The sequence below is a fragment of the Microcoleus pseudofavosus SVA1_A4 genome (assembly GCF_036700565.1).
Classification (GTDB): Bacteria; Cyanobacteriota; Cyanobacteriia; order Cyanobacteriales; family Microcoleaceae; genus Microcoleus.
Genome location: NZ_JAUBPE010000046.1, coordinates 1 through 24,611 on the forward strand (window position 1 = coordinate 1; position 24,611 = coordinate 24,611).

At 46.3% G+C, this 24,611-nt stretch carries 22 protein-coding genes, 1 tRNA gene and 3 pseudogenes; 9 read left to right on the forward strand and 17 right to left on the reverse strand.

Annotated elements, in window-relative coordinates; translation table 11 throughout:
• Nucleotides 1-146: pseudogene (locus QUA02_RS19525) on the reverse strand (photosystem II q(b) protein); the annotation flags it as partial.
• 261 nt (nt 147-407) lie between these two features.
• Here QUA02_RS19525 and QUA02_RS19530 point away from each other — a divergent pair.
• Both QUA02_RS19530 and QUA02_RS19535 read left to right on the forward strand, forming a co-directional pair.
• Nucleotides 408-652: pseudogene (locus QUA02_RS19530) on the forward strand (M42 family peptidase); the annotation flags it as partial.
• 84 nt (nt 653-736) lie between these two features.
• A tRNA-Glu gene (locus tag QUA02_RS19535) sits at nt 737-809 on the forward strand.
• Nucleotides 810-1,018: 209 nt separating this feature from the next.
• Here the strand turns inward: QUA02_RS19535 and QUA02_RS19540 are convergent.
• The 5 genes and pseudogenes from QUA02_RS19540 to QUA02_RS19560 all read right to left on the reverse strand — a co-directional run bounded on the left by QUA02_RS19540 (nt 1,019) and on the right by QUA02_RS19560 (nt 8,039).
• Nucleotides 1,019-2,047 (reverse strand): annotated as a pseudogene (locus tag QUA02_RS19540) (IS701 family transposase).
• A 73-nt stretch (nt 2,048-2,120) separates the two neighbouring features.
• Nucleotides 2,121-2,915 (reverse strand): hypothetical protein, encoded by a 795-nt coding sequence (locus QUA02_RS19545; RefSeq protein ID WP_333030014.1) that lies wholly within the window; start codon nt 2,913-2,915, stop codon nt 2,121-2,123.
• A gap of 212 nt (nt 2,916-3,127) precedes the next feature.
• Entirely contained in the window at nt 3,128-3,919 is a 792-nt protein-coding gene (locus QUA02_RS19550; protein WP_333030016.1) for a hypothetical protein, read from the reverse strand.
• A 29-nt stretch (nt 3,920-3,948) separates the two neighbouring features.
• Entirely contained in the window at nt 3,949-7,794 is a 3,846-nt protein-coding gene (locus tag QUA02_RS19555) for a hypothetical protein (protein ID WP_333030017.1), read from the reverse strand.
• A gap of 23 nt (nt 7,795-7,817) precedes the next feature.
• Nucleotides 7,818-8,039 (reverse strand): hypothetical protein, encoded by a 222-nt coding sequence (locus QUA02_RS19560; RefSeq protein WP_333030018.1) that lies wholly within the window; start codon nt 8,037-8,039, stop codon nt 7,818-7,820.
• Between the two features lie 122 nt (nt 8,040-8,161).
• On the opposite strand from QUA02_RS19560, the gene QUA02_RS19565 reads away from it, so the two are divergent.
• Nucleotides 8,162-8,509 (forward strand): DUF433 domain-containing protein, encoded by a 348-nt coding sequence (locus QUA02_RS19565; RefSeq protein WP_333030020.1) that lies wholly within the window; start codon nt 8,162-8,164, stop codon nt 8,507-8,509.
• A 155-nt stretch (nt 8,510-8,664) separates the two neighbouring features.
• On the opposite strand, the gene QUA02_RS19570 is transcribed toward QUA02_RS19565, so the two are convergent.
• The 3 genes from QUA02_RS19570 to QUA02_RS19580 all read right to left on the reverse strand — a co-directional run bounded on the left by QUA02_RS19570 (nt 8,665) and on the right by QUA02_RS19580 (nt 14,521).
• Nucleotides 8,665-10,341 (reverse strand): ABC1 kinase family protein, encoded by a 1,677-nt coding sequence (locus QUA02_RS19570; RefSeq protein ID WP_333030085.1) that lies wholly within the window; start codon nt 10,339-10,341, stop codon nt 8,665-8,667.
• Between the two features lie 542 nt (nt 10,342-10,883).
• Complete coding sequence (locus QUA02_RS19575; RefSeq protein WP_333030022.1) at nt 10,884-13,121, reverse strand: GAF domain-containing sensor histidine kinase; 2,238 nt, start codon at nt 13,119-13,121, stop codon at nt 10,884-10,886.
• A 524-nt stretch (nt 13,122-13,645) separates the two neighbouring features.
• Complete coding sequence (locus QUA02_RS19580; RefSeq protein WP_333030024.1) at nt 13,646-14,521, reverse strand: hypothetical protein; 876 nt, start codon at nt 14,519-14,521, stop codon at nt 13,646-13,648.
• 178 nt (nt 14,522-14,699) lie between these two features.
• Here QUA02_RS19580 and QUA02_RS19585 point away from each other — a divergent pair, with 178 nt between their 5' ends.
• Nucleotides 14,700-15,248, forward strand: coding sequence for a LeuD/DmdB family oxidoreductase small subunit (locus tag QUA02_RS19585; protein WP_333030027.1), 549 nt, complete (start codon nt 14,700-14,702; stop codon nt 15,246-15,248).
• 99 nt (nt 15,249-15,347) lie between these two features.
• On the opposite strand, the gene QUA02_RS19590 is transcribed toward QUA02_RS19585, so the two are convergent.
• Nucleotides 15,348-15,770 carry an NUDIX hydrolase gene (locus QUA02_RS19590; RefSeq protein ID WP_333030029.1) on the reverse strand — a complete coding sequence of 141 codons (423 nt, stop codon included), beginning with the start codon at nt 15,768-15,770 and terminating at the stop codon, nt 15,348-15,350.
• A 221-nt stretch (nt 15,771-15,991) separates the two neighbouring features.
• Nucleotides 15,992-16,417: a DNA-binding protein gene (locus tag QUA02_RS19595; RefSeq protein WP_333030031.1), complete on the reverse strand. Its 426-nt coding sequence runs from the start codon at nt 16,415-16,417 to the stop codon at nt 15,992-15,994.
• A 144-nt stretch (nt 16,418-16,561) separates the two neighbouring features.
• Here QUA02_RS19595 and folD point away from each other — a divergent pair, with 144 nt between their 5' ends.
• Nucleotides 16,562-17,431, forward strand: a complete 870-nt coding sequence (gene folD / locus QUA02_RS19600) for a bifunctional methylenetetrahydrofolate dehydrogenase/methenyltetrahydrofolate cyclohydrolase FolD (protein WP_333030032.1) — start codon at nt 16,562-16,564, stop codon at nt 17,429-17,431.
• Between the two features lie 92 nt (nt 17,432-17,523).
• Here the strand turns inward: folD and QUA02_RS19605 are convergent, their stop codons facing one another.
• On the reverse strand, nt 17,524-18,288 hold the full coding sequence (locus tag QUA02_RS19605; protein WP_333030033.1) for a class I SAM-dependent methyltransferase: 765 nt from the start codon (nt 18,286-18,288) through the stop codon (nt 17,524-17,526).
• An 82-nt stretch (nt 18,289-18,370) separates the two neighbouring features.
• Nucleotides 18,371-18,859 carry a GNAT family N-acetyltransferase gene (locus tag QUA02_RS19610; RefSeq protein ID WP_333030034.1) on the reverse strand — a complete coding sequence of 163 codons (489 nt, stop codon included), beginning with the start codon at nt 18,857-18,859 and terminating at the stop codon, nt 18,371-18,373.
• Between the two features lie 110 nt (nt 18,860-18,969).
• Between QUA02_RS19610 and QUA02_RS19615 the strand changes: the two genes are divergently transcribed.
• From QUA02_RS19615 to QUA02_RS19625, 3 genes are all read left to right on the forward strand, one after another.
• Complete coding sequence (locus tag QUA02_RS19615; protein WP_333030035.1) at nt 18,970-19,851, forward strand: LysR family transcriptional regulator; 882 nt, start codon at nt 18,970-18,972, stop codon at nt 19,849-19,851.
• Between the two features lie 197 nt (nt 19,852-20,048).
• Nucleotides 20,049-20,975 carry a geranylgeranyl diphosphate synthase CrtE gene (gene crtE, locus QUA02_RS19620; RefSeq protein ID WP_333030036.1) on the forward strand — a complete coding sequence of 309 codons (927 nt, stop codon included), beginning with the start codon at nt 20,049-20,051 and terminating at the stop codon, nt 20,973-20,975.
• A gap of 14 nt (nt 20,976-20,989) precedes the next feature.
• On the forward strand, nt 20,990-21,448 hold the full coding sequence (locus QUA02_RS19625; RefSeq protein WP_333030037.1) for a divergent PAP2 family protein: 459 nt from the start codon (nt 20,990-20,992) through the stop codon (nt 21,446-21,448).
• Nucleotides 21,449-21,501: 53 nt separating this feature from the next.
• Here the strand turns inward: QUA02_RS19625 and QUA02_RS19630 are convergent, their stop codons facing one another.
• The 4 genes from QUA02_RS19630 to QUA02_RS19645 form a co-directional block, all read right to left on the reverse strand.
• Complete coding sequence (locus tag QUA02_RS19630) at nt 21,502-22,005, reverse strand: YbjN domain-containing protein (protein WP_333030039.1); 504 nt, start codon at nt 22,003-22,005, stop codon at nt 21,502-21,504.
• Between the two features lie 187 nt (nt 22,006-22,192).
• The gene (locus tag QUA02_RS19635; RefSeq protein ID WP_333030040.1) at nt 22,193-23,098 is read right to left on the reverse strand and encodes a ferritin-like domain-containing protein; all 906 of its coding nucleotides are present in this window, start codon (nt 23,096-23,098) and stop codon (nt 22,193-22,195) included.
• 142 nt (nt 23,099-23,240) lie between these two features.
• Nucleotides 23,241-23,465 carry a hypothetical protein gene (locus QUA02_RS19640; protein WP_333030041.1) on the reverse strand — a complete coding sequence of 75 codons (225 nt, stop codon included), beginning with the start codon at nt 23,463-23,465 and terminating at the stop codon, nt 23,241-23,243.
• 2 nt (nt 23,466-23,467) lie between these two features.
• The gene (locus QUA02_RS19645; RefSeq protein ID WP_333030042.1) at nt 23,468-23,794 is read right to left on the reverse strand and encodes a hypothetical protein; all 327 of its coding nucleotides are present in this window, start codon (nt 23,792-23,794) and stop codon (nt 23,468-23,470) included.
• Nucleotides 23,795-23,902: 108 nt separating this feature from the next.
• Between QUA02_RS19645 and QUA02_RS19650 the strand changes: the two genes are divergently transcribed.
• Entirely contained in the window at nt 23,903-24,574 is a 672-nt protein-coding gene (locus tag QUA02_RS19650; RefSeq protein WP_333030043.1) for a hypothetical protein, read from the forward strand.
• The last annotated feature ends 37 nt before the right edge of the window (nt 24,575-24,611 follow it).

Below are 24,611 nucleotides of genomic sequence, written 5' to 3' on the forward strand. Positions count from 1 at the left end.
ATGTAGCAGATGGTGGCGCTCAGCAAGGTGGGAATCATCAAGACGCCGAACCAACCTACATAAATGCGGTTGTCGGTTGATGTTACCCAGTTACAAAATTGCGACCAAAGGTTGGCGCTTTCGCGCTGCTGTAAGGTGGTTGTCATTTGTTTATGATTGCTGTATTTGGTTGTCAATGTTCGGATGATGTTTATATTATTAACGGTATTGTTAACGTTTGTAAAGATGTGTAGCGACAGTTAAACTGATGAGCGTCATCAGGAAAGCTGATGAGCGTGACTCCCTTAACTCGTTAATCGCCGGGAAACCCATACCATTGACGTACATTTTTAGGGATTCCCGTTTGACAGTCCCAAAGCCTCACTCTATCAGTGGGGTCTTAAATTCTGGCTACTATCATCTAAAGTGAAGGATTGAACGGGGAATTGCGCGCAGCAGCCGCAGCAGGGGGCGTAGAGGTGCAGTTGGCGCCAATTAGCGGTTTTAGTAGCGACGCTTCGATCGCCATGAAGTTCGGCCATGTCCCCCGCGCCGCTTGTTTGGGCTTCCCCACCCAGAACACCCGTGGGGGTTCGAGATTGCTCGCTTGGGGGCGATCGGCAACTGCGCCAGCATCCTCAAAGCCTACTGCGAGCAGCTTTGGGACGACTAGAAAAAAAACTTTCGCAAAGTAGTTGACAGATTGGGAAAGATTAGTTAAGGTAATAAAGGTGCGGAACACAAGCAAACGCAACGCGCCCCCATCGTCTAGAGGCCTAGGACACATCCCTTTCACGGATGCGACGGGGATTCGAATTCCCCTGGGGGTATTGAAAATTTAAGTCTGATATCACAGTGATATCTAGTGTGTGGGGTAGGCATCTTGCCTGCCCCTATTGCTATTAGGACTTACGGGTGGTCAGAAACCGGGTTTTTTTGCGAGAATACTGCGTCACAGCCAGTAGAAACGTCAAAAACCGGGTTTCTTTAGTTTAGTTTCTAGGACTTACGCATTGACAAAAAATATCATCTATGTATTCTAGACAATGCCATGACTGAATCGGTTTGCCAAAATATGCTCACGTATAACTGAAGTGAATAGATTCCTTTGCACTTCATACCAGTTACCAATTATTTTTTCAGACCGCATAAACTCCAATTTTACAAATGCTTGAAGTGAACAAAATATATGAGTCTTGATTGCAGAGGTGTCTCTCACCATGAAACGACAAATTCCACATACTTGTTTGAGGGCTCTATGAAATGTTTCAATTTCCCAATGATTATCATGAATTGCGAGAAATTCATCTCTTGTTATCTCCTGAATCTTTGACGAGTCTGGCAAATACAAAATATAGTGTCTAGATACCTGTTCTTTAAAGCTTTTCCTAAACAATTTTTAAAATCCAAATTCTTTCAAATGAGTTCTCAATCCTGAATCAGGAATGACCAGAGTGCTTACCTGGCAATTATTATGTGGCTCATTTGAGACCGTCCTATTTTTTTCAATTCCGAAGAGAAAACCCACTTTCTGGTTTTTTAGAAATTTTAAATTTTCCACTCCTGAATACCAACCATCTCCTGTTACTATTTTTGGCTTGACTCCCCAATTTATTATTTCACTCACCATTTCTCTCTTCGTAATCGTTTTTGGTTTTTCCCTCCTTTTTATCATATATTATGTAATTTATTGGGACGCTCGTTACCATTAATATCGCTGTAATATAGGGTGATTAAATTTTAACCAATAATAGTTTTATGAGCTTTTCCTGACCAAAAATAACTAATCAATTCGGCATTGTTAGGGTAGCTGTAAATCTTTTCTATGACTGTATCGTCTACACTTAGTACCCCTCCTGTCAAGTTGATTATTTTCTCTATCTGACTGAATAAGTCTTTCGGCTCATACCTTTCTCTTAACAAAAACCGATTGATAGAATCGTGAGAAACATCTCCCAATATCTCTGATAATCTGCTACATCCTCCCAGTTTGGGTTCTGACAACAATGCAGGAGGTGTAAAGGTCGGCGTTGCATTGTGCCGTAGAGGGTTTAGTTATTTTTCTCATTGTTCCATACTTAGAAAGGAGACGACAATTATTTATCAATGCACTGTTTGGTTATTTTGTCAATGCGTAAGTCCTAGATATAATCAGAATGATAAGTTGTAACTTTTAGCATTCCTGCTGCCTGTAAAGCTTGTTCAAAAGCCACAGCTTTTGTAGCAGCGGCAGCACCGACAATTTTATGCTCATAAGTATAATCATAGCCGCCGCCGTAGTATCCATAAATGCTGATGGGAGTTAGTTCAGTAACAATCGTTTGAATTTGAGCGGCTAATGCTAAAGTAGTTTTTGCCAGAGAGCGATCGCATAGCATTTGCGACTCATTGTAACTAGAATCACGGGCATCGCAAAAGTTAAATTGATCGGGAATAGTGGGAGTTAAACAGATCCAGTCACCGTCATCTGTTTTGCCAACAACAGTGCAAGAATCAAAATAGGGATGACTCCTGTTTAAATTGTCAGGTAATTGGTGGTGAGCGCTAAGATTAAAAGCTTGAATTTCCCTTAAATTTGAATTGAGCAATTGCCAGAGAGATTCATACTTTTCTGCTCTCTCCGCTTCTGTATCCGCATCCAAAATATTATCGCGTTCTTCGCGAGCTGGCGCGTAACCATCGTCATCGCATGCCGCTCCTCGGCGCTCTGTAAGTTGCCAACTTCCTATTGCTAATTCTACATCAGTGAGTCGGGCTAAGCCATTAGCAATCATCAGATTTAACACATTAAATTCGCCTTGTTCCTCAGTTTCCCAAAAGAAAGCGCTGTTCGTATATTCATCGATGTTTTCCTCCGTTTCCCAAAATAAATAGCTGTTAATTTCTTTGCAGAAAACCTCTAAAGTGCCTAGTAGTTGTTCCGTTTCCAATTTCATATTGACAAATTTTCCAAACTAATTAATATTCAGAGATAAGCTTTACCCATAGCTAACACAATGTCTCTATCCTCTGTATTCAAAATCAGCGATCGCATTTATACCCAGCCAGTTTCCTGTTGCAGCTTCACCAATTTTGTAAATGTAACCCATATCCCAAAAGCAAAGTGTATAAAATTTGAGATGGCGTAATTTTAAATTTAGAAACTCGACTAGCCTCTGTTTTTCTGGTTTGTTTGGATATAATAATCAAGATTGGAAGTTGTAACTATTAGCATTTTTGCTACCTGTAAAGCTTTTTCAAAAGCTAGAGTTTTTGTAGTGCCAGCCGCATAGACAATTTTATGTTCATAAGTATATTTATAGCCACCGCCGTCGTATCGATGAATACTGATGGGAGTTAATTCAGCAAGAATTGTTTGAATTTGAGAGGCTAATGCTAAAGTAGTTTCTCCCAGAGAGTGATCGCATAGCATTTGCGCCTCATTGTAACTAGGAGCGCGGGCATCGCGAAAGTTAAATTGGTTGGCCATAGTGGGAGTTAAACAGATCCAGTCACCGTTCTTTGTTTTGCAAAGAATAATGCAAAAGTTTAAATATCGGTGGTGAGCGCTGAGATTAAAAGCTTGAATATCTCTTAAATTTGAATTGAGTAATTTCCAGAGAGATTGATACTTTTCTGCTCTATCGGCTTCTGTATCAGCATCCAAGATATTATCGCTTTCTTCCCAATCTGGCGAGTAAATGCTGTTCTTAACTGTTTTTCCTATGCGCTCTGTAAGTTGCCAACTTTCTATTGCTAATTCTACATCAGTGAGTCTGGCTAAGCCATTAGCGATCGTCAGATTCCAAACATTAAGTTCTCCCTGTTCCTCAGTTTCCCAAAAGAAAGCGCGAGTGGGATATTCATCGGTGTTTTTTTCAATTTCGCAAAACAAATCGCTGTTGAGATATTTGCAGAAAACCTCTAAAGTGGCGAGTAGCTGTTCTGTTTCCAATTTCATCTTGACAAAAGTTCCAAACTAATTAATATTCAGAGATAAGCTTTAGCCGTAGCTCGGACAATGCGGTTGCTATCTTCAGCGAGTAGCTGACGAATCTCTGGCGGAGTAGCTGGATTGTTAGCAACAGCATACCGCTCTAGCCAAGATACCGACTCGGAACCCTGACGCAATGCCTCAGCAGGAGTCAGGGGGTGCATTAATGCTACAAACCAGACAAAAGGCCTGGAAGATTGGACGTATTCAGAAAGCAGTGACGGCAAATCGTCAGTATTGGGATTGTATATGCGGCTGAGTCCGCGCAGGGTGGGGCTAACCTGGCGAGTCGGTGGCTGCAATTCCCTCAGCGATTCTCCCACAGATGCAGGTTTATTGGGATTTCGAGATACGGCGAGGCGAACTTCGACTCTTCGATCTTGGGCCAATTGTTCCAAAGCTGGCGCAGGCGTGTTGCGATTGGCGACGGCGGTGCGAACCGCAGCATCTACGTCAGTTGCCAAGATTTCTAATGCGATCGCAGGCGTGTTGCGATTAACGGCTACTTTCTGGCGAACGTCCTTATTTTCATCGCTGGCTAATACTTCCAAAATTGTAATGGGGCAGTGCGATCGCTCTGCGAGTTCCAGCCGCACAGCAACATCTTCATCCCTTGCTAACAGCGCCCAAACTTCCGGGGTAATTTTGGAACTTTCAATCACATAAATGCGAACCTTCGGATTAGGATTTTGAGCGAGTTGCCACAGTAGTTGCAGCGTAAGGTTGCGATTGCGGATTAAACTTTGCAGTACATCCTCATTAGACTCGTTAGTAGCCAAGCGCTCTAAGATTGTCAGGGGCGTATTTGAACACAATGCAGCCAGCCCTCGGATCTGCGGATACCGATCGCTGGCCAACCTCTCCAGAATGCTAGGGGGTGGATCTTTACGGGATGCTAGGCTGTTGCAGATCCTATGGTAATCCTGTCCGTTCGGATCTTCCCGCATCAGCAGCGCTTCTAATACGCCAGTAGAAGTGTTTGGGTGTTGGCATACATTGGTGCGAATGTACCAGACAGGATCGCTGGCTAACTTTTCCAAAGCGCTAGCTGGAGTGTTGGGGTGTTCTGCCACTTGAAGGCGAACGGAAGTATTCCTGTGAGTCGCTAACTCTTCTAAGGTGCTGGCGGGCATTTGGGAACCTTTAACCGGGTATTTTAGCAAATCGACTAGCGGGTCGGGATTAGAGTTAGAGCGGGCGCGAGTAGCGGCCGCTGCTAGAACGCTGCCGGGAGTGTTGGGGTTATTTTTATTAAAAATCCTTTCTTGCAAACCTAAGCGCTCTAAAATTTCCACAGGCGTATTGCGATTAGCGACTACTTTAGCCTTGACTTGGGGGCTAGAATCATTCGCCAGTTGCACTAAAATCTCTAAGGGAGTTTCTGGGTTTTCAGCAACTAATTCCCTAACCCAGTCTGACTTATCATTAGCTAGCTGTTCTAAAATTTCAACAGGAGTTGACCTGCCAGAGGATTTTGTTGCAAGAGCCCGCCGGACGCGATCGCTCGGATCGTGGGTTAATTCCAAGTGAATGCTTAGAGGTAAGTTGGGATTATTTACTACTACTTGTCGGACGGATTCATCGGGATCTCTTGCTAGCTGCTCTAGGATATTAACGGGCGTTCTGCGATCGCGGGCAATTTTCATGCGGGAAGCTAGATCGCCGTTCCTGAGCACCTGTGCGATCGCGTAGGGACTGTGCAGCCGACTGGCGAAGAATTCATTAGCTTTGGCGATTTCTTCTGCTGCTTGCGACTCTAACTCAAACCGATAAATGATTAGCGGATCTAGATTAGGATTTTTGAAAGCTTCCTCTCGAACGCCGTCTTTTCCCTTATTAAGAGCAAGTTCTTCTAAGATATCTGTCGGTGTACTGGGATTTTTTGCTAACAGTTTCAGGGTGCTAGAGTTATCCTGTTGGGCGGCTTGTCTGAGTATACTGACAGGAGCATTGGGATTAGCTGCGATCGCCTGTACTATATGTGTACTGTACTGGGCGAGTTGTTCGAGAATAAATACGGGGGTATTGGGATTTTTGGCGATCGTTTCCCTGATATCGCCCCAACCAGAAGCGATCGCCTGTTGCAAATATTCGATTCGCTGCGCTTCTGAAATCGCTCGGTTATACCCTAAAGCCACGCGCACCCTCCAATTCCCTGACTCCGCTTGAGGATCTATTTGCTGCAATTTTGCCAGTGCGTTTGGCGGAGTATTGGGATTACCTGCAAGAGCGACTAAAATAGAACGGCTTCTGGCATTATCGCCCCAAGATAGTAATATTAGCAAACCGTACAGAGGGAGCAGATCGTCCCGCTGTCTGAGGATAGAGTTTACTCCTGCCATCATCCCGGTTCCGCCAGACATACCAATCATCAATGCTGATAATCTACCCAACTCCTGAAGTTTCTGTTCGCTCACAGTGGCGGCGATTTGCTCCCATTGTTGCAGAATTGGTTGGCGCAAATTGGGATCTTGATTTAGCCAAAACAATAACTGAGTTGCTGGCGCAATGTCAAGCAGGGTGCGGATTTCTTGCATTTGGGATTCATTGGAAATATATTGATGGAGTCTGTCCCACAGATCGCCGCCGTAGAGGGTAGAATTCACCAACTCTTCTAAAACGGGAATAGGGGTACTAGGGTGGGAAGCAACAGCGACGCGAATCTTCTCGTCAGACTCAGTTGCCAACTGCTGTAAAAGTTGCGATCGCAAAGCATCGGGTGTATTGAGATTTTGTGCAACCGCCAACCGCACTTTAGGATCGGCATCTCGTGCCAATTGCTCTAAGGTACTCGCTAAAACTTGCGGATGTTCGGCAATTTTCGCGCGATTAGATTCAGATGAGCTATCAAGCATTTGTGCCAAGATTGCTCCTGGTAGGTTTGGCTGTTTAAGCAGCGAGTAGTGCAAGTTGCGATCGCCAGCTAATTGTTCTAAAACGCTGATAGGTAGGTTATTTCTGTTGATAATAACATTGCTGTAGCTAGGAAGTAATTGCAGCAAAGTTGCTTCGGAAGCGTTAGGATGTTTCGCCACAGCATCCCGAACCGAGTTTTCGGGATGATTTGCCAGCATCGCGATCGCGCCTTCTGGCGATGCGGGGTTAATAGCTACTGCTAATTGAATTTTCTCATAAGCATCACCCGCCAACTTCACCAAAACTTCCGGCGACGCATGAGGATTTTGAGCAACTGCTAAACGCACCCAAGACCAACTACTCTCTGCTAAAGTCGCCAACTGTTGCGGCTCTGTATTCCAATCTTGAGCAGCATTGTGCTGACTTTCCACACGCAGAATTAACTCTGTCGGACAATTGGGATTATACTGAACTGCCAGGCGAATTGGTAACTCCAAATCGCCCGCTAATTGCTCTAAAATTGCTAAAGGTGCATCCGCCAATTCTGTCATCTGAAGACGCGGTTCCAGAGAAGGTTCTCTCGACAAGCGCTCGAATATTTTGAGGCGAAACCGATTAGGTAAATACGGGTTGCGAAGTCCTTCCAAGAGTGGATTTGCCGGAACCCACTCGCTTAGAAAATAGTCGGGAACCGGAGCAAATTTCAGCAATTCTACTGCGAGTCTATCATTTTGTTCTAGTTGAGCATTTCGCAACACTGCATCTGCCACCTCTTGCCAATCTTCTGTGATTTCTCCTCCCCAATTTACATGGAGTCTTGCAGCTTCCGCTACTTGGGAATTTGAACTATTTACCAGCACTTCTAGCAAGTTGCGCGGCGTTGGAAGATAATTTGTAACTGAGATTTGAAAACTTATTGACTGATTGGCTAACTGTTCGGGATTATCTAAAAAAGGTTGGATATCTGCAAGATTGAGCGATTGCATAGAATAAACCTCCTGACCGTTAGCTAACTGCAAAGTAATTCAGGAAAAAGGGCGGTGGCGTAATGCAAATAAAATGTGGTAACATCAAATTTATCTTCTTCATTCCACCAAGTCTCACTTTCATCGACAATAGACAGATTTTGCTGCATCCAATCGTTGAGAATAAGAGTTGCCAACCGTAATCTCTCGGTTGGCGAAAGGGTATAGAGAAAGCGATCGTAAATTTCTTGAACAGTGATTGACATACCAAATCCTGCGGCTTCTTATCTTGTGGAACACTTAGGGAAGGTTGATTTTAGTATAGCTCAAAAATTTATTAAATTTTTGAGCTATACTAAAATTAGAATTTTTAACCCCAGATTCACCTATGCCAACTTTAACTGATATTGGCACTTTAATTACCCGCGCTCTGCATCTTCGCGGTGGCATCCCGATCGTAGCAGGTACTGCCACATCAGTGCAGCGAATTGCAGCTTTATACAAACAAGCTAATAATGCTGAGGAAATAGCAGCCGATTTGGATCATCTCACCTTAGCGCAGGTTTATGCTGCACTGACTTATTATCAAGCAAATCAAGCAGAAATTGAAGCAAATTTAGCAGCAGAACAAGCAGAATATGAACGGTTGGCAGCATTAAATAATATCAATTCCGGTTGCACCGGAATTAATATTACCCACAGCCAGGACACGGCAGTGCCGTGTCCCTACAATTAATCGCGGTAGGGACACGGCAGTGCCGTGTCCTCTATATCATTCCGATGCTACCGGATTTGATATAACCTACAAATGCAGAAGACATGAGCCAGCATTTAGTCCTTTAAATGAGGACTCTTCGTCCTCACTACGAACGCAATTACCAAGTATATTTATCACTCGACCATTCGATCGAGCTTTTCCCTAACCAACAAATCTAACAACGAGCGCAACAAAAACAAGCCGCCGAATCCCGAAACAGCAAAAGCTGCGATCGCCCCCGTTTGATATCCTCCCACCAACAGCACTGCACCAGACAGAAACACAAAACCAGTCAGACAAGCAAAAATTAGAGTTTTTAGGGCTAGATTAATGCGTTTCAAGGCTCTTTCGCTCTCGATATTTCGCACTCTAATTTGCAGTTCGCCCTCTTCAATTCGCTGCTCCAAACGCTTGAGAAAAACTTGCGATTTGCTCGGCTGCCGTAACTTATATGTAATAAAACTTCGCGCTTGCCTTGCCAATTCTCCGATCGCATTTCCCCGCCCCTTGCTCACCGCAATACTCTTGACAAAAGGCTGAGCGGATGCTAGGAAATTGTAGTTAGGGTCGAGAGTTCTAGCAATGCCGTCGAGAGTCGTCACCGACTTGATAATAAACATCATTTCTGCTGGCAACCGAAACGGTTGCTGCTCGAACATGATATAAAGTTCGTTCTTAATTTCATTAAAAGCTTGAAAGTCGATCGGCTTATCAATAAACTTATCCAACAGAAAAGCAATCAGCCTGCGTACCGGCATCATATCCGGCATCGGTTCAACTAAGCCGATCGTAATTAAAGTATCGAGTAGCTCATCAGTATCTTTTCTCATCACAGCAAAAAAAGTCTTGACCATTTGGTCTTTAGCCAGAGACTTCACCTCTGCCATCATCCCAAAGTCGTAAAAAATCAAGCTACCATCTTCTGTCACCGCCAAATTTCCCGGATGCGGGTCAGCTTGAAAAAAACCGTCAATTAACAACTGCTTCAAGTAACAGCAAATTCCGAGTTGATTGAGCTTCGCAATATCTACTCCAATCGCCTCTAAACTAATGCGGTCGTCCACCTTAATGCCTGGTGCGTATTCTAGAGTCAGCACTTTTTTAGTCGTGTATTGCCAGTAGACTTTCGGGACAATAATCTGAGGATATTCTAGAAAATTATGGCTAAAGCGATCGGAATTTTTACCTTCTTGCACGTAGTCAATTTCTTGATATAAAATCTTAAAAAACTCGTGATAAATAGATTCTAGGTCGTACTTGCGCGTCCCAGGCAAATGGCGATCGCAAAAACGCAAAACTTGGCGAACCGCCTTCACATCCAAATCAAATAAACTTTCCAAACCCGGACGCTGCACCTTCACAATCACATCTTCCCCGGTGTGCAGCCTCGCTTTGTGTACCTGTCCCAGACTCGCCGCCGCGATCGGAAACGGGTCAAAATCGCGGTACAAAGCATAAATATCCTTGCCTAACTCTGATTCTACAAGAGCGATCGCCTCTTCGGAACTAAACTCGGGAACCCGGTCCTGCAACTGTTCCAACTCCTTCACATACTCAAGCGGCAGCAAATCCGCCCGAGTCGAGAGAGACTGCCCGATTTTAATAAAAGTCGGGCCTAAATTCAGCAAAGTATTGACCAACCAATGAGCGCGAATTCTTCTAGTATGAGGCGAATTGTTTTGCAGCAGTCCATCCCACCACAAAAAAAACATAAACTTTCCCGCCGCAGCAAAAACGTCTATTTGTCGTGCCAGCGGCGAATATTTAGAACGTTGCCAACGCAGGAGTTTCGGTGCAGCTTTTGTCAGCATAATATTCACTCTGAGAGTTCCATGCAGCGCGACGATTTTTAGGGGACATTCCAGGACGCAGAAACCGGTTTCGATGTACAAAAAGACGCGTTGCAGGCCTTTGAAAGAGTTAAAAAACTCGGTTTCTTTAGTCAAGACTGGGTAATAAGCCGATCCAGTTATACAACCATAATTAAGTTCGTAGTAAGGAATGCAAGTCCTTATTAATTTATAAATAGAGGACTAAATTCCTCACTACAAACACGCGCTAATTACGGGAAAATAACCGGACATCATATACAGCATATTCCAGGTTTATGGAGTGTAGGGACACGGCGAAAGCCTTTGTCCATAAGGGAATCGAACGATAGGCGGCTGTACTTCACAAACGTAGAATCTGCTGTAAGTTCTAGGGAGAACCGGCAATTTAGGCCCGCAACCAGACAAACAAGTCAAAAAGGAGAATTTGGTAGCGTTTGCCACATTTCCAAATCTCCCTATAAAGGCAAGTCTTCTGGTTTCGCCGCCGCGCGCTGCCAATTAAGAGCCACTTCTCAACCCAACTATTCTCCTAGATTACACAGTTCCGCTGGAGATTGCGGCAGAGTCAGAGTAAAAGATGTGCGCCACAACTCGTCAGCTTCAGAACTTTCTGCCGGAGTGCTAGACACATCAATAGTACCATTCAAGTGCTGCACTAAAGACTTTACCAGCGCCAGACCCAAACCTGTACCGGCGATCGCTTGGTCAGTAATGCCTGTGCCGCGGCGGAACTTGTCAAAGATGTGGGGCAAATCAGCAGCAGAAATGCCGGGCCCGAAATTAGAAACGCTCAGGAAAATACAGCCGGCCACCTCAGACGCCTCGAAAACTACCGCCGTTCCAGAAGCCGAGTATTTTCCAGCATTCGTCAGCAGTTCCAGCAGCACGCGCTTGAGACTGTCCGGGTCGGTTTCCAAGCAAGGGGCCAACTTGGGCAAATCCACCTTTAGAGTCAATTCCTTATCCGCCCACTTTTTCTCAAAATCCCCAGCTAAATCTTGAATTAAACGCTTGAGATCGATTTTGATTAGAGAAATAGGGAGTTGCTGAGGCTCAAACTGCTGGAGGGCCAGCAAATCGTTAACCAGAGCGGTTTCCTTAGAACACTGCTGCTCTAGAATGTCGAGATACTTAGCCCGACTCGCTGACGGCTGTTCAGCTTGTTTGAGCATCAGAATCGCCAGCTTCATGATTGTTAAAGGGGTGCGCAACTCGTGACTCATAGTGCTGACAAACTCGTCTTTAATCAGCTTCAATTTGCGCAGTTGCTCTAGTTGAATGGCAGATTGTTCGTACAGTTTCGCCTGCACGTCGAGACTTTGCTGCAACTGAGCGGTTCTGTCTTCGACTAGGGTTTGCGCTTCCTTGAGCGTCTGAGTTTGGATAATCGCCCTGCTCGCTTGAGCGCAGACTAATTCCAGAACTTCCAATTCTTCAGGACTCCAAGCGCGGGGCTCGGAGTGCTGCAAAATCAAGAACCCCAAGACGGTTTCCTGGCAGCGACCGCCAGTGAGGGGAACCATCACCCCGGCGCGAATGCCTTGGAGTTTCAAGATTTCTGCGACGCTTTGCGGTTCGTTGCCGATTAATTCGACGGAGGCAGCGAGGACGAGGGGTTTGGGTGCGCTGTGGAATGCTTTGTCGCACAAACTAGATTCCGACATCCAAAAAGCGGGAGAGTTATTTGCTTTTGAGTTGGGGATTTTGGATGTGGAATTAGAAGTTTTCTCCTTGTTTTTTGTTTTGGCTGTCGAGCTTTGTTTCGCATCGCTTTGTTCAATTGCGAATCGGCTTTGATTTTTTGTCAACGCCGATTCGCAAACTAATACAATTTTTGCTTTGGGTGTTTGATTGGGGGAGGAAGTTTTTAAGAGGGGGTCTGTATATTTCAACAGCAGGATTTGACCTCTATCTACTTGCAGGGTATCGACGGTATTTTCAATAAGTTGCTGCAAAATTTGCTCGATTTCTGAAGTCGTGTCGATCGCTGCTGCAACTGCTGAGCCGAGGAGATTTTTGTATTTAGCTTGTCGCTGTAACTGTTCGTTTAAAGTGGCAATTTCTTGATTTTTTTGAATGTGGGAAATCGCGATGCCGATCGCGTCCGATGCTGCTTCTAGGCGCTGCCGATCGGCCCCCGTCCACTCGTGAGGGTGCGACTTACCAAGAATCATTATGCCATTTACAGCCCCGGAGAATCGCGCAGCTCCTGCCAAAATTGCCCGACACCGCAGCGGTGTCACGGGGGAATTGGGATCTGAAGCTGCCGGACTCTCCAGATAGTCGGATATCGCCACTATCTCGCCGTCTGCTAGCACGTTTGCCAAGACGGGATGTTCGAGTGATATGCTAGGCGATTTTAATCTTGTGGTTTGGGAGTGTTCTGGTGTTTGAGTTGAATCTGCGCCAGCACCGACAGCATTGGGGCCATCGCTCCTATTTTGCCAGCAAGCATTCGGATTTACTATTTTCTGGTCAGCTACAGCAGCAACAAAACAGAAATCAGCCTGACAAGCAACCCCCAAAGTATTTGCTATTTGCAGCAGCAGGATTTCTCGATCGAAGCTGGTCGCGAGAATTTGGTAAATTTGTCGCCCGATAAGGGCAGGATCGACCTGGTACTGCATAAGACGATCCAAAAAGTTTTGGACTGATACTGGTTCTGGGATTTGCGGTAAAGGCAAAGTGCAAGACTCTCTTGGCGATCGGTGGCTCGGAGTAAAGTCTTGATTTCCCTGGCGATCGATCGTGGCAATCAAGCCTTTATTTTAATGATGTTTGAGCCGACTCGCGCTGCAAAGATAGAACCTATCCATAACTGCCCGCTTGACTGTTATGAGCCTGCTTTCTGTGTTTGGCAGCCCGTAGGCGGGTCACTAAATATGTGGTGAAAATATACCCAGATATGACCGAGTGCTGTTTTCCTGTTTTCTACCCTTCGATCTGTGCGGGATGAACTTTACCATCTTTTACCGGATGAGGATCGATCCCATTCCCGCTAATTTTGACCGTTATTAGTAGTATAAAGCTTTTCTAGAGACCGCTTAGTGACACCCCTCTCCTCACTCTGTGATGTTTCCTATTTAAGTTTGTGATCCTAACAAATTTTTATTGTGATACAAATCCGCCGATCGAGTGACGGCGATCGCAAAAATTCAAAATTCAAAATTCCTCACTCATAACAGATGTGAGAGTTTCCGAGTTTTTGCTCAAAAACTCATTTATCGCAACTCCAGGAGACGCCCTTCAAGCCCAGATTGTTAAATTTATCCGACTTTCCTACTTACTTATTTTGTGCTTCCTGTTGGGCTTTATCGCTATTTTCGCGGTAAAGTGCCGTCCGGTTCAGAGCCGTTGTGTAGCGGGGATGCTTGGAGGGCACGGCGGCCATCAAATCTGAAGCTTGCTGCCACTTAGCAGCTACGACTAACCAATCCTGGCGAGATTGAGCGGTTTTGCCGTCGTTGGCTGCTTGCTCGGCCATTCGCACTGCTTGTGCAAAAGAGTCAACAGCAGAATTAGCAGTCTCCTTAGAAATTTTCAAAGCAGGTTTTGCCTCCGAGGGAGCGGCAGTGGCAACTGCTTGGGTGGTGGCTTGTGTGCTGTTTGCAACTTGGGAATTGAGTCCTTTGTAGATGGCGACCGCTGCGGCGAGCAACAGCACGGTCAAGCTGACGCCGCCGACGATACCGCGCTGAAATTGCCGCGGTTCCTGCATCGAGCGAGGTGCAGCCATTCTCGGCAAAGCCCGCTTGCCGGAGAGAGCTTGGCGTTCGTGATGGGCGGTGGCCAAACGCTTGAACAAATTCGGCTTTCTGAGTTTAATTTCTTGAGACCACAACAGTTGATTATCGGGATCGCGGCTTATTTCTTCGAGCCACAGCAGTTGATGTTCTCGGACAAGCCGGCTGTTGATGTTAACTCGGCGAATATTGTGGGGCGAAATGCCCTCCAAAATTTCTCGGACTCGATCGACCAAGCTAGACTGTTCGAGCAGTTGGGGTGTTGCAGCTTCGCACAGCAGTTGCATCACCCCCTCTGCAAACACGGCTCTGGCTCTGACACCTACCTGTGCGAGTTTGTCATTAAGGATTTGAATAATCGCTGCAACCGATCCCTCGCGAGCTTGTCGAGCAATGTCATCTATTGGATTTGCCATAAAACTATCTTGACGCTTAGCAATCTGTTAATTGTTAACCCAAAGTCTCGGATCTAATTTTTACTCATACAGGTTATCACTGACACTGCCAGGTTAAAATGAACAGGTGCAAATCTTGCATACCGATCCACTTAAATTTATCACCACAGCATCGAGCGAGGCCAACAGGAAATATACTATGGGTAAAGTAATTAGCGGTCAAATTTTTGTTGTAGACGACAACATCGATACAGATCAAATTATCCCAGCCGAATACCTAACCTTGGTTCCCTCAAAGCCGGACGAGTACGAGAAACTAGGCAGTTACGCGATGATTGGGTTGCCCGATCGCTACGGTAAGTTTATCGAATCCGGCGAACAGAAAACCCGGTATCCGATTATCATTGCGGGCGAAAATTTTGGCTGCGGTTCTTCGCGGGAGCACGCTCCGATCGCTCTGGGGGCCGCAGGCGTCACAGCGGTGGTAGCTTTGTCTTACGCGCGCATTTTCTTTCGCAATTGCTCGGCTACTGGAGAATTGTACCCGATCGAATCGGTCGATCGGCTCTGCGACTTATTTGTAACCGGTCAAGAAGTGACGATCGACTTTACAGCAGAGGTAATTGTCAACCACACTCTCGATCGAACTTGCTCGCTCAAACCTTTAGGAGAAGTAGGGCCCGTAATTGATGCCGGAGGGCTGTTTGACTACGCGCGCCAAACGGGAATGATTGCGGCTCGGTCTTAAATTTTAAAACCCCTGCAATGTAGGGTGCACGACCGGGCGCACCTTACGAATATCTCCCTGTTCCAACCCCTCCAAAGTAGGGTGCGCGGCGGAATTTTCTCAAATCGACTCAATAAAATTCAATAAAATACGCTGGTGAGCAATGCCAAAAGGTCGCACATCTCCTGACTTCTGAGAAAAGCATTTTCCAGCCCGAATCTGCTCCGGTGTCAACAACTTCATATCCCAACCCTCCAGCAAAACTAAATCCTTGACATCCGCACTAAGTGGTGCATAAAAAACGTGGCGAACAACATCTGCTTCTGTATCGCAACAGAAAAAAGAAACACTTGCAGGAGCATAACTAATTTCTTCTTTCAATTCCCGCAGTACAGCAACTTCCGCAGTTTCCCCAGGTTCAATGTGTCCGCCAAACAAAGCCCAATGTCCGGGATACCTGATATGAGGAATATCGTCCCGCAACTGGCAGAGAAACTTGCCGTCTCGGTACAAAATCGCGATCGCAACGTGAATTTTAGTCATGTGTTACAAAGAAGAGAGAAGGAACAAATTGCTGTAGGAGCCGGTTCACCAACATCTGTAAAATTAACCAAAAATATAGGTAAACCCGCCCAGACCATAATATTAGGGTTAATGAACTTTGAAGATAAATAAACAGCTCCCACTCGCCCAATCACAACTAGAAACCTTTAATTTTTATGAAATAGACTTACTTGTGGAAATAAATTAGCATCTTCGTATTGTTATTTATTAGCTGCGGGAGTGCGCTTTAATTGTTCCATTTCCTCAACATAAACTTCACCTAAATCCTTTCCTGCCAATTCCTTAAGAGTAATACTCTTGTAGCGGACTTCTCCCTTCAGCAACACTTCATCGCCAAGCTGGGGCAAAGCTTGCTTAGTTAAAATCCAAATACTGCCAGTACCATCCTCAAGTTGATAAGCCGCATTCCCCACAAACGGAGCGCGATTTTCCACCTTTCCCCGGAGATAAACTTCAGCATCCACTTGCCGCTTTTGTTGAACGTCGCTAATGCTAGCCACATTAAAACCAAGATTGAGTTGAGACAGAGGTAAATTGCCACAACTGAAAAAACCGCTGGCGAGGATTAGCGACAAAGAGCCGGTGCAGAATCTTTGAACCCAAACTTGCTTAATTGCAGTAGTCATTGGTCAACTGATTTGAGATTTGAGATACGACTTACTTTAACAGAATCCCAAGAATCGATCGCAAGTAAGAAATTTCTCTAGTGTAATCCTTGACGGGGATTAAGCTAAAATCTAAAATCGTCAGCCCCTAACCCAGAGTCTACAATGGATGCCACAACTGCTCAAATACTAGATGGCAAAGCTTTAGCGACAAAGATTCAAACCGAGCTGAGCGATCGAGTCCGCGCCCTACAGCCCCAAAACGGGCGTCCTCCGGGACTTGCGGTGCTGATGGTAGGGGACAACCCGGCCAGCGCGGCTTACGTGCGCAACAAAGAGCGAGCCTGCGCTAAAGTTGGCATAGCTTCCTTCGGCCAGCATTACCCAGCAAACGCCACTCAAGCCGAACTGGAACTTGCAATTCATGCGCTCAACGAGGACGATCGGGTAGACGGCATTTTAGTTCAATTACCGCTACCAGAACACTTAGATGCAATTGCGCTGCTGTACCAAATTGCCCCCGATAAAGATGCTGACGGACTTCACCCTGTAAATTTAGGCCGCTTGGTGCGCGGGGAAGAAGGTTTGCGGAGTTGTACTCCCGCCGGAGTGATGCGGTTATTGCAAGAATACCAGATTGATTTGAAAGGAAAAAACGCTGTAGTTTTGGGACGGAGTATTTTGGTGGGTAAACCGATGGCGCTGATGCTGTTAGAAGCCGATTGTACTGTTACTGTAGCTCATTCGCGGACGCAAAACCTAGAATCGATTACCAGCCAAGCCGATATTTTAGTAGCTGCAGTCGGCCGCACAGAAATGATTGCAGCTAATATGGTCAAACCTGGATCGGTAGTAATTGATGTCGGTATTAACCGCGTTGTCAATCCAGACGGTACGAGTCGTTTGGCCGGAGATGTTGATTTTAATGCTGTTAAAACAGTAGCCGAATTTATCACGCCGGTGCCGGGAGGAATCGGGCCGATGACTGTTGCTATGCTTTTGGAAAATACCGTTTCGAGTTACAGTATTAAGTAGTAATTAGTCATTATAAATACACCTAACGTAGGGTGCATCCCTGTCGAAAATTCTGGTGAAAAATCGATCTAGTTTTCAGGAAGCGACGCACCCTACTGTTTGATAGCAACAACGCGAATTCTGCGGTAATCTGCAATCCAATTACCATCGCGGTAAAGCGCCGGCCGCAAACGTTCTTCAACTGCGTTAATTACCTGCGATCGCACATCATCAGACAACCCCGACAAAAACCCGCCAGCAAACATTTCAATCCAATTTACCATACCCGCGCTGCCACCTTCTAGGGGAGTCGGGCGATCGAACAAAACCGCATAACCCACATCAAATCCCTGCTTTTCCAAAAGCCCAGCATACTCGCCAATACTCGGAAAATACCAAGGATTAAGCGCTTCAGGCTCCTGGCAGCCAATTTCTGACAAAACACTCAAAAGTGCGCGGACGATCGCCCCCACGTTCCCCTTACCGCCAAACTCAGCGACAAAACGCCCTCCCGGCTTCAGCGCTTTTTGCACACAATTAATCACAGCATCCGGCTGTTTAATCCAGTGCAAAACCGCATTAGAAAACACAGCATCTAACGGCTCTTCTACTTGAAAACTCCTCGCATCTGCGCCAGAGAAGTTAATGTGAGGATAGTTAAGTTTTGCCGTGGAAATCATCGACAAAGATGAATCAATACCTTGCACAGAAGCACCGCTTTGAGCAATCTTTTGAGTTAATTGTCCCGTACCGCAGCCCAAATCTAGAATACGTTCTCCAGCTTGAGGAGCAAGTAATTTCAACAGCGATTCACCGTATTGCCAAACAAAAGCGTGCTGTTGTTCGTAAAGACTTGTATTCCAATAAGTTTGTGACATCTCTTGTTCCCTCTTCTCTTCCTTCTCTTCGTTTCCTAGGCTAACGCGCCCGCTAACGCGACGAAAGCGGTTAGTTATTAAATTATTGGCCAGCAAGCAGACCAATTGCATCCCCATCAATACGGCAAACTCTAATATTTTCCAAAATGCGCGCTCCCTGCTTTTCATAAAAAGCAATTCCCGGCGCATTGGCAGTATTAACAGTCCATTCCATACGCCCGCAATTTGTTGACTCAGCAATTTGTGCCAAATACTTTAACAGCGCTGTACCGACTCTCATACCGCGCATAGGAGCTTGCACAAATAAATCATCAAGCCAAAGGCACGGCTGCGTCAATAAACTTGAATAGGAGGAATAAAACATAGCAAATCCTACCGCTTTTCCCGCAACTTCCGCCAACAAAACCCGCACTAGCGGAGGCTGGCAAAACAAAGTTGGCTGCAATTTATCTGCTGTTGCTGCTAAGAAATTTTTAGATCCATCAAAGTCGCTTTTTTGCGAAATAAAATCCACGATTAATTCCAAATCTGCCAGCTCTGCTTCTCTAATTTTGATATCCAAATTAGCCATTGTTTAATTCTCAACTTCGCCTACTAATCACTGTATGAAATATCATCATCAATGTCCAATATATGTTTAACTAACCACTTATACTTTTAAAATATCAATCGTGGGGACTTATGGAACTTCGGCATTTGCGTTATTTCATTGCAGTTGCAGAGGAACTGAATTTCACTCGTGCAGCGGAAAAACTGCATATTGCCCAACCTCCGCTGAGCCAACAAATCCAGCATTTGGAGGCAGAATTGGGGTTTCAATTGTTTCGCCGCACCAAGCGGACGGTGCAGTTAACGGCTGCGGGACAGGTTTTTTTCGAGGAGGCCGGGAAAATTCTGCTGCAAGTTGATCGAGCAATTCAACTCGGCCGACAAACCAGTCGGGGCGAACTCGGGCAACTGACGATCGGCTTTGTGAGTTCTGCAGCCCACAATGTTGTTCCAGCGATTTTGCAGGCGTTTCGCACTCGGTGTCCCGCCGTCAAGCTCGAACTGCACGAACAGACGACAAACGAACAGTTGCAGCGCCTGCGGTTCGGGCAAATTGATATCGGCTTCGTGCGCCCTCCGGTTGAGGAAGACGGGATAAATTCTGAAATCGTTTTTCGAGAACCGCTGATCGTGGCACTGCCAGAAACGCATCCGGCGGCCGATCGCGCGAAGGTGGAATTACGCCAACTTTCCACGGAACCGTTCATTTTGTTTCCGCGTTCCCAGGCTCCGGGACTCTACGATGCGATCGTCAGTCTTTGTCAACAAGCAGGTTTTAGCCCGATCGCAGCTCAAGAAGCAATTCAAATGCAAACCATTGTGAGTCTGGTAGCCGCCGAGATGGGAGTGGCGATCGTCCCGGCGTCGATGCAAAATTTCCAGCGCAGCGGGGTTGTTTACAAAGCGCTGCCAGAATCAACCTGCATTGTGGCGATCGCTCTGATTTGGCGCAGCGATCCAACGGAGGCCGTGCAGCGGTTTTTGGAAGTCGCCAGACTGCAGCAGCGGATTTGATATTTGAGATTGTAAATTTTAGATTGACTGGTAATTTGACAAAGTTATCAAAACTCAAAGATTTTCTGTGCAACAACACCCGTAGAATGATTAATTGATGCTCGGAGTTCGAGCAACTACCGCCGTAAAAGTCGGCACGATCCGACCCGAACGGCTCACAATATCCCACGTAACTATTCAGTACAAGAGAGCAAGGGATGGTATTGGCAACAGAATTGGGTTCGTCCCAACCGGAATCCTCTTTCGATTTATCTACTTATCTAGTCAAGCGCAAAGAGGCGATCGAGGTAGCTCTCGACAGTGCACTCCCGGTCATCTACCCAGAGAAAATTTACGAAGCAATGCGCTACTCGCTGCTAGCGGGGGGCAAGCGCCTGCGTCCGATCCTGTGTCTGGCTAGCTGCGAACTCGCAGGCGGCACTGCCGACATGGCAATTCCGACAGCTTGCGCTTTGGAAATGATCCACACGATGTCGCTGATCCACGACGATTTGCCGGCAATGGACAATGACGACTATCGGCGCGGCAAACTGACGAACCACAAAGTCTACGGTGAAGATATCGCCATTTTGGCTGGCGATGGTTTGCTGACCTATGCTTTTGAATTTATCGCCACTAAAACTCAGAACGTACCCCCCCAGCAGGTGTTGCAGACGATCGCCCATTTAGCGCGGGCATCGGGTGCTGCTGGACTCGTAGGCGGTCAAGTGGTTGATTTGGAATCGGAAGGAAAGACAGATGTTTCTCTGGAAACTTTGAATTACATTCACGCTCACAAAACAGGCGCGCTGTTAGAGGCCTGCGTAGTTTGTGGGGCAATTCTGGCTGGGGCCTCGGCTGCCGATTTGCAGCGGCTGTCTCGTTTCGCTCAAAATATTGGGCTGGCTTTCCAGATAATTGACGACATTCTGGATATTACTGCTACCCAAGAAGAACTGGGCAAAACTGCTGGCAAAGATGTTCAAGCAGGGAAAGTCACTTATCCGAGTTTGTGGGGAATTGAGGAGTCTCGGCGCCAAGCTTCGCAGCTTGTTGCTGATGCTAAGGCTCAATTGGCAGTGTTTGGGAGCAAAGCTCTACCGCTGCTGGCGATCGCCGATTTTATTACCAGCCGCAGTAACTAGAATAACCAAACACTATGCAGGAAATTTGCAGCGGCATATTAAACAATCATGTACTCGTGGTTGCTTTGCTGGCTTGTCTGGCGGCTCAGATCCTGAAGCTGCCGATCGAGTTGGTCAAAAATCGCAAGTTTAATCTTCGGTATTTGGTAACAACGGGGGGAATGCCCAGCGCTCACTCGTCTTTTGTGGGCGCTTTGGCTGCTGGAGTCGGACAAACGATGGGATGGGAAAGTCCAGACTTTGCGATCGCTGCGATCTTTGCGATTATTGTGATGTACGACGCTGCTGGCGTCCGCCAAGCAGCCGGCAAGCAAGCTCGCATCCTCAACCAAATTGTTGATGAATTTTTTGAGGCAGATCACAACCTTAACGAAGCTCGCCTGAAAGAGTTGCTGGGACACACTCCTTTTCAAGTGCTTGTCGGTTTAGGGCTGGGAATCGCTATTTCGTGGCTCGCAGGACCTGCATATTAGTTAACTGTTAACTGTTAACTGTTAACTGTTGACTGTTAACTGTTAATTAATGACTACTGACCGAATTCTGCTTGGAGCGCGTCGTCGTTATCATCGGCGATCGTGGCGACAATAGTAATAACCCGAGAAATTTCCCCGGCCGAGATTTCGGCGATCGTCCGAGTCGATATTACCGCAACTTGATTGTCAACAATCGCAAAATGAGATTCCAAAGTAGACAGCCAATTCATTTCTAGAACTTTCCGCATTAATTGAGCTTCATTCTTCGCCGGCAATTGCAGTACAAAAGCCCAAACAGTTAAAGTATCATCTTCGGTTTCGCCCGTGAGTTGCACGAACACTTCGACACTGCCATACTTGAATTTCCAAAGATGTCCGCCAGCTTCATTTTGACCGACCATCACTTTTTGGTCTACAGCCATGCTGGCGATCACAGTTTCAATTTCTTCTGCATAGCTGACTGCTGTGGCTTTTTCGACCTGGGCATCGGCGATCGCGCTTTCACTTGAGAGGCTTTCTGCGGAAACTGTTTGTGGGTTCGGCTCGCTGGTAGTCATGATTATATTTAGACGGAAAACTATTCCAATAATCAGTTTACTTGCTAAAGCTTAAAATTATGACTTTAAATAACTGGTTCCGAGGCTATGCCTGGGAACCAGTAAATTTATTAGTCTGCGCCGGCAGACTTCGTTTGTGTAGGAGCGGTATCAACCGCCGAGTCATAAACCGGGCCAGCAATCGTTTTTAAGCCTTGGGCTTAGCCGCCGCCGGCTTCTTCTCAATGGTATTCAAGCCGTTGAGGAACATGGGCACCAATTTCTCCACAAATGCCTGCGGGTCGCGGTTCCAGGCCCGCTGAGCTACATCGACTCTGGTCATTTGCAGATCCGGGGCCAGCAGGGTTCTGGGCAAGCGTTCCATCAGGTATTGCGGGCGTTCCCACATGGGCATGGTGTTGGCAATGTCTACCAGGCGGGTGACGCGGCGGAGTTCTGCCCCCAGCATGATATCCATTCCCGATTCAAAAGCTGCTTGTTCGATCGCCGCATACTTGCGTTTTGCCCGATCGACTTTCTGGCGCTTTTCCGGGCTTTCGGCCGCTATTTTTCCCAGCCAGCGGTTGCCCCAGCGGACGTGGCCTGCTTCTTCGGGAAAAATCTTTTCGATTGTTTCCCGGATTTTGACGTTTTCGTCGGTTTGGGGAGCCTGTTTGAGGGCGTGGATGTGCGCGCCGAAATACTCGCATCCGCGCTTCTCGGTGACGTTAATCGCGGCTAGGGAAGAAATTACAAAGTCTTCGCGGTCTTGGGCGGGGTCTTTTTGCTCGCTGTCGAGCAACCTTTCAAATTCGTCAATGTAGGAGACTCCCGGCGGCGTTCCCACATTTTGGCCGATGTCTACCAGCAAGTCGGTAAGCCACATAGCGTGCCGCGCTTCGTCGGAAATGTGCCGAGAGAGGTCGCGCACGAGTTTTGGCGGATTGCCGTCTAGCCGTTCGATCAAGTCGGTGAGGTCTTTGCAACTGCGCTGTTCGCTGTAGCGGTAGCGGTTGAGGGTGATCAGGTGAATTTCGCGATCGCGCACTACTTGAGCTAAAATCTCGCGCGCTCCCATTGCGTTGCGCAGCTTGCGGGGATAGGCAACTGTCATATTTTTATGTTGTTTTGTAAAGATACCTATATAAGTGTAACGCAGTTTTTTGGGTTGCTAATTCACAAAGCAAGTTAGAATTTTGTTGTCAATACCCTATTCCCAATGGCCTATTCCCGATGCCCGATGTCCAAAGTTGATATTAAGTCTCAGTTGAGTCTGAAACCAGATCCGAAGCCGACTCTTCTTGAAATTTTCGTGCCTCCTCGACTTCCAGCCTAGCCAGCGTACTCGCCGCATCCGCCAACTGCAAAGCCAGATTCATTCGACCAACCGGGTTTTTCTCCTTCCAAAGGTCTTTTGCCAAGAAATGCACTCGATAGCGAAACATTTTAATTGAGTGTGATGGAATAACTTTAGCTGTCATTGTCATAACCTCTCTTCAACAGTAGCTAGAATGCGAAGCAGTACCCGTTCCGGTTCTAGATAGACAAATGTCAGTATGATTACTTGATCTTCATTGGTGATTGTGACATCCCAGGTGGCCGATCGCGGTTCAACCCGTTCATGCCTAACTATTACAGTATATTGTCCTGCTGCCAAGTCATCAAATCCCGCATCTGCCTCCATCAAAGCCACTGTCTCTTCGGCCAGTACCCGTCCGTCCCGATTTAGTAAAGTAATGAAGGCAATGCCATCAACTGAAGTCATTGCCAGGTTATTTTGATTGCGTACCATCACAAAAATATCCGACATTATCTGCTAGTTGCTAATTGCTGCAAATTGCTAATTTACCACAACAGCAACACCGCGCCAGCAAGGGGGATAGACGGTCATCCCATCTGAGATTTTAGATTTGAGATTATGGACTTAATGGAAATAATAACAAGACTCAATTATATGCACACTCTCACTGAAGATGAATTTCATTTAGAAGCAGAGCCTTTCCTTCGGAAAATTTTTGTTCACGACAATCCGTTTAAGGAACCTTTTTCATCACAGGTGATAGGACGTACAATTATCTATCCTTGTGACGGTAAAAATGACCTTCTCCTGATTGATTCACTAATTAATGCAGCAGTAAATTTAGGTGATACTGGCTCCTATATCTCACTACTACCTACAGGATACCCAAGCGATCAATTCAGTCACTGTTATATCTCATTATCAGAGTTTCTTGAGGGGTACTCTGGAACAGAAGAAGATAGGCTAATTGGACCGAGGTTGGGTATAAATCCTTATACTTCAGACAGCCTTATCTATTCAGCCCAAGGTAAGTGGGGGCTGATGAAATCACATGAACGTTTTGGATTGCTGGGTGGATCGCTAGAGTTTATCGAAGAGATTCGAGGATCTGTCCCGGATTTAGACAAGCAGGTGTATGGTTTGTTTAAGCGTTTGCGAGACCTTCTGTTGGCTTGTGGTGTGAATCCCCCAGACATCACTCGAAATAAATGGTTGCCAACGTTGTTAACCCATGTGTATGGTTCTCAAGTCGCTGAAAAGTTGTTGTTGGAGGAGAGAGAGCTACCCTAGAGCGCAGGTCGATCAAAGATTAGCTCAGAAGCTAATG

Bases quoted from the DNA above. Each gene is read 5' to 3' on its own strand.
- QUA02_RS19545 (WP_333030014.1), bottom strand. From the start codon at position 2,915: ATGAAATTGGAAACGGAACAACTACTAGGCACTTTAGAGGTTTTCTGC.
- QUA02_RS19550 (WP_333030016.1), bottom strand. From the start codon at position 3,919: ATGAAATTGGAAACAGAACAGCTACTCGCCACTTTAGAGGTTTTCTGC.
- QUA02_RS19555 (WP_333030017.1), bottom strand. From the start codon at position 7,794: ATGCAATCGCTCAATCTTGCAGATATCCAACCTTTTTTAGATAATCCC.
- QUA02_RS19560 (WP_333030018.1), bottom strand. From the start codon at position 8,039: ATGTCAATCACTGTTCAAGAAATTTACGATCGCTTTCTCTATACCCTT.
- QUA02_RS19565 (WP_333030020.1), top strand. From the start codon at position 8,162: ATGCCAACTTTAACTGATATTGGCACTTTAATTACCCGCGCTCTGCAT.
- QUA02_RS19570 (WP_333030085.1), bottom strand. From the start codon at position 10,341: ATGCTGACAAAAGCTGCACCGAAACTCCTGCGTTGGCAACGTTCTAAA.
- QUA02_RS19580 (WP_333030024.1), bottom strand. From the start codon at position 14,521: ATGGCAAATCCAATAGATGACATTGCTCGACAAGCTCGCGAGGGATCG.
- QUA02_RS19585 (WP_333030027.1), top strand. From the start codon at position 14,700: ATGGGTAAAGTAATTAGCGGTCAAATTTTTGTTGTAGACGACAACATC.
- QUA02_RS19590 (WP_333030029.1), bottom strand. From the start codon at position 15,770: ATGACTAAAATTCACGTTGCGATCGCGATTTTGTACCGAGACGGCAAG.
- QUA02_RS19595 (WP_333030031.1), bottom strand. From the start codon at position 16,417: ATGACTACTGCAATTAAGCAAGTTTGGGTTCAAAGATTCTGCACCGGC.
- folD (WP_333030032.1), top strand. From the start codon at position 16,562: ATGGATGCCACAACTGCTCAAATACTAGATGGCAAAGCTTTAGCGACA.
- QUA02_RS19605 (WP_333030033.1), bottom strand. From the start codon at position 18,288: ATGTCACAAACTTATTGGAATACAAGTCTTTACGAACAACAGCACGCT.
- QUA02_RS19610 (WP_333030034.1), bottom strand. From the start codon at position 18,859: ATGGCTAATTTGGATATCAAAATTAGAGAAGCAGAGCTGGCAGATTTG.
- QUA02_RS19615 (WP_333030035.1), top strand. From the start codon at position 18,970: ATGGAACTTCGGCATTTGCGTTATTTCATTGCAGTTGCAGAGGAACTG.
- crtE (WP_333030036.1), top strand. From the start codon at position 20,049: ATGGTATTGGCAACAGAATTGGGTTCGTCCCAACCGGAATCCTCTTTC.
- QUA02_RS19625 (WP_333030037.1), top strand. From the start codon at position 20,990: ATGCAGGAAATTTGCAGCGGCATATTAAACAATCATGTACTCGTGGTT.
- QUA02_RS19630 (WP_333030039.1), bottom strand. From the start codon at position 22,005: ATGACTACCAGCGAGCCGAACCCACAAACAGTTTCCGCAGAAAGCCTC.
- QUA02_RS19635 (WP_333030040.1), bottom strand. From the start codon at position 23,098: ATGACAGTTGCCTATCCCCGCAAGCTGCGCAACGCAATGGGAGCGCGC.
- QUA02_RS19640 (WP_333030041.1), bottom strand. From the start codon at position 23,465: ATGACAGCTAAAGTTATTCCATCACACTCAATTAAAATGTTTCGCTAT.
- QUA02_RS19645 (WP_333030042.1), bottom strand. From the start codon at position 23,794: ATGTCGGATATTTTTGTGATGGTACGCAATCAAAATAACCTGGCAATG.
- QUA02_RS19650 (WP_333030043.1), top strand. From the start codon at position 23,903: ATGGACTTAATGGAAATAATAACAAGACTCAATTATATGCACACTCTC.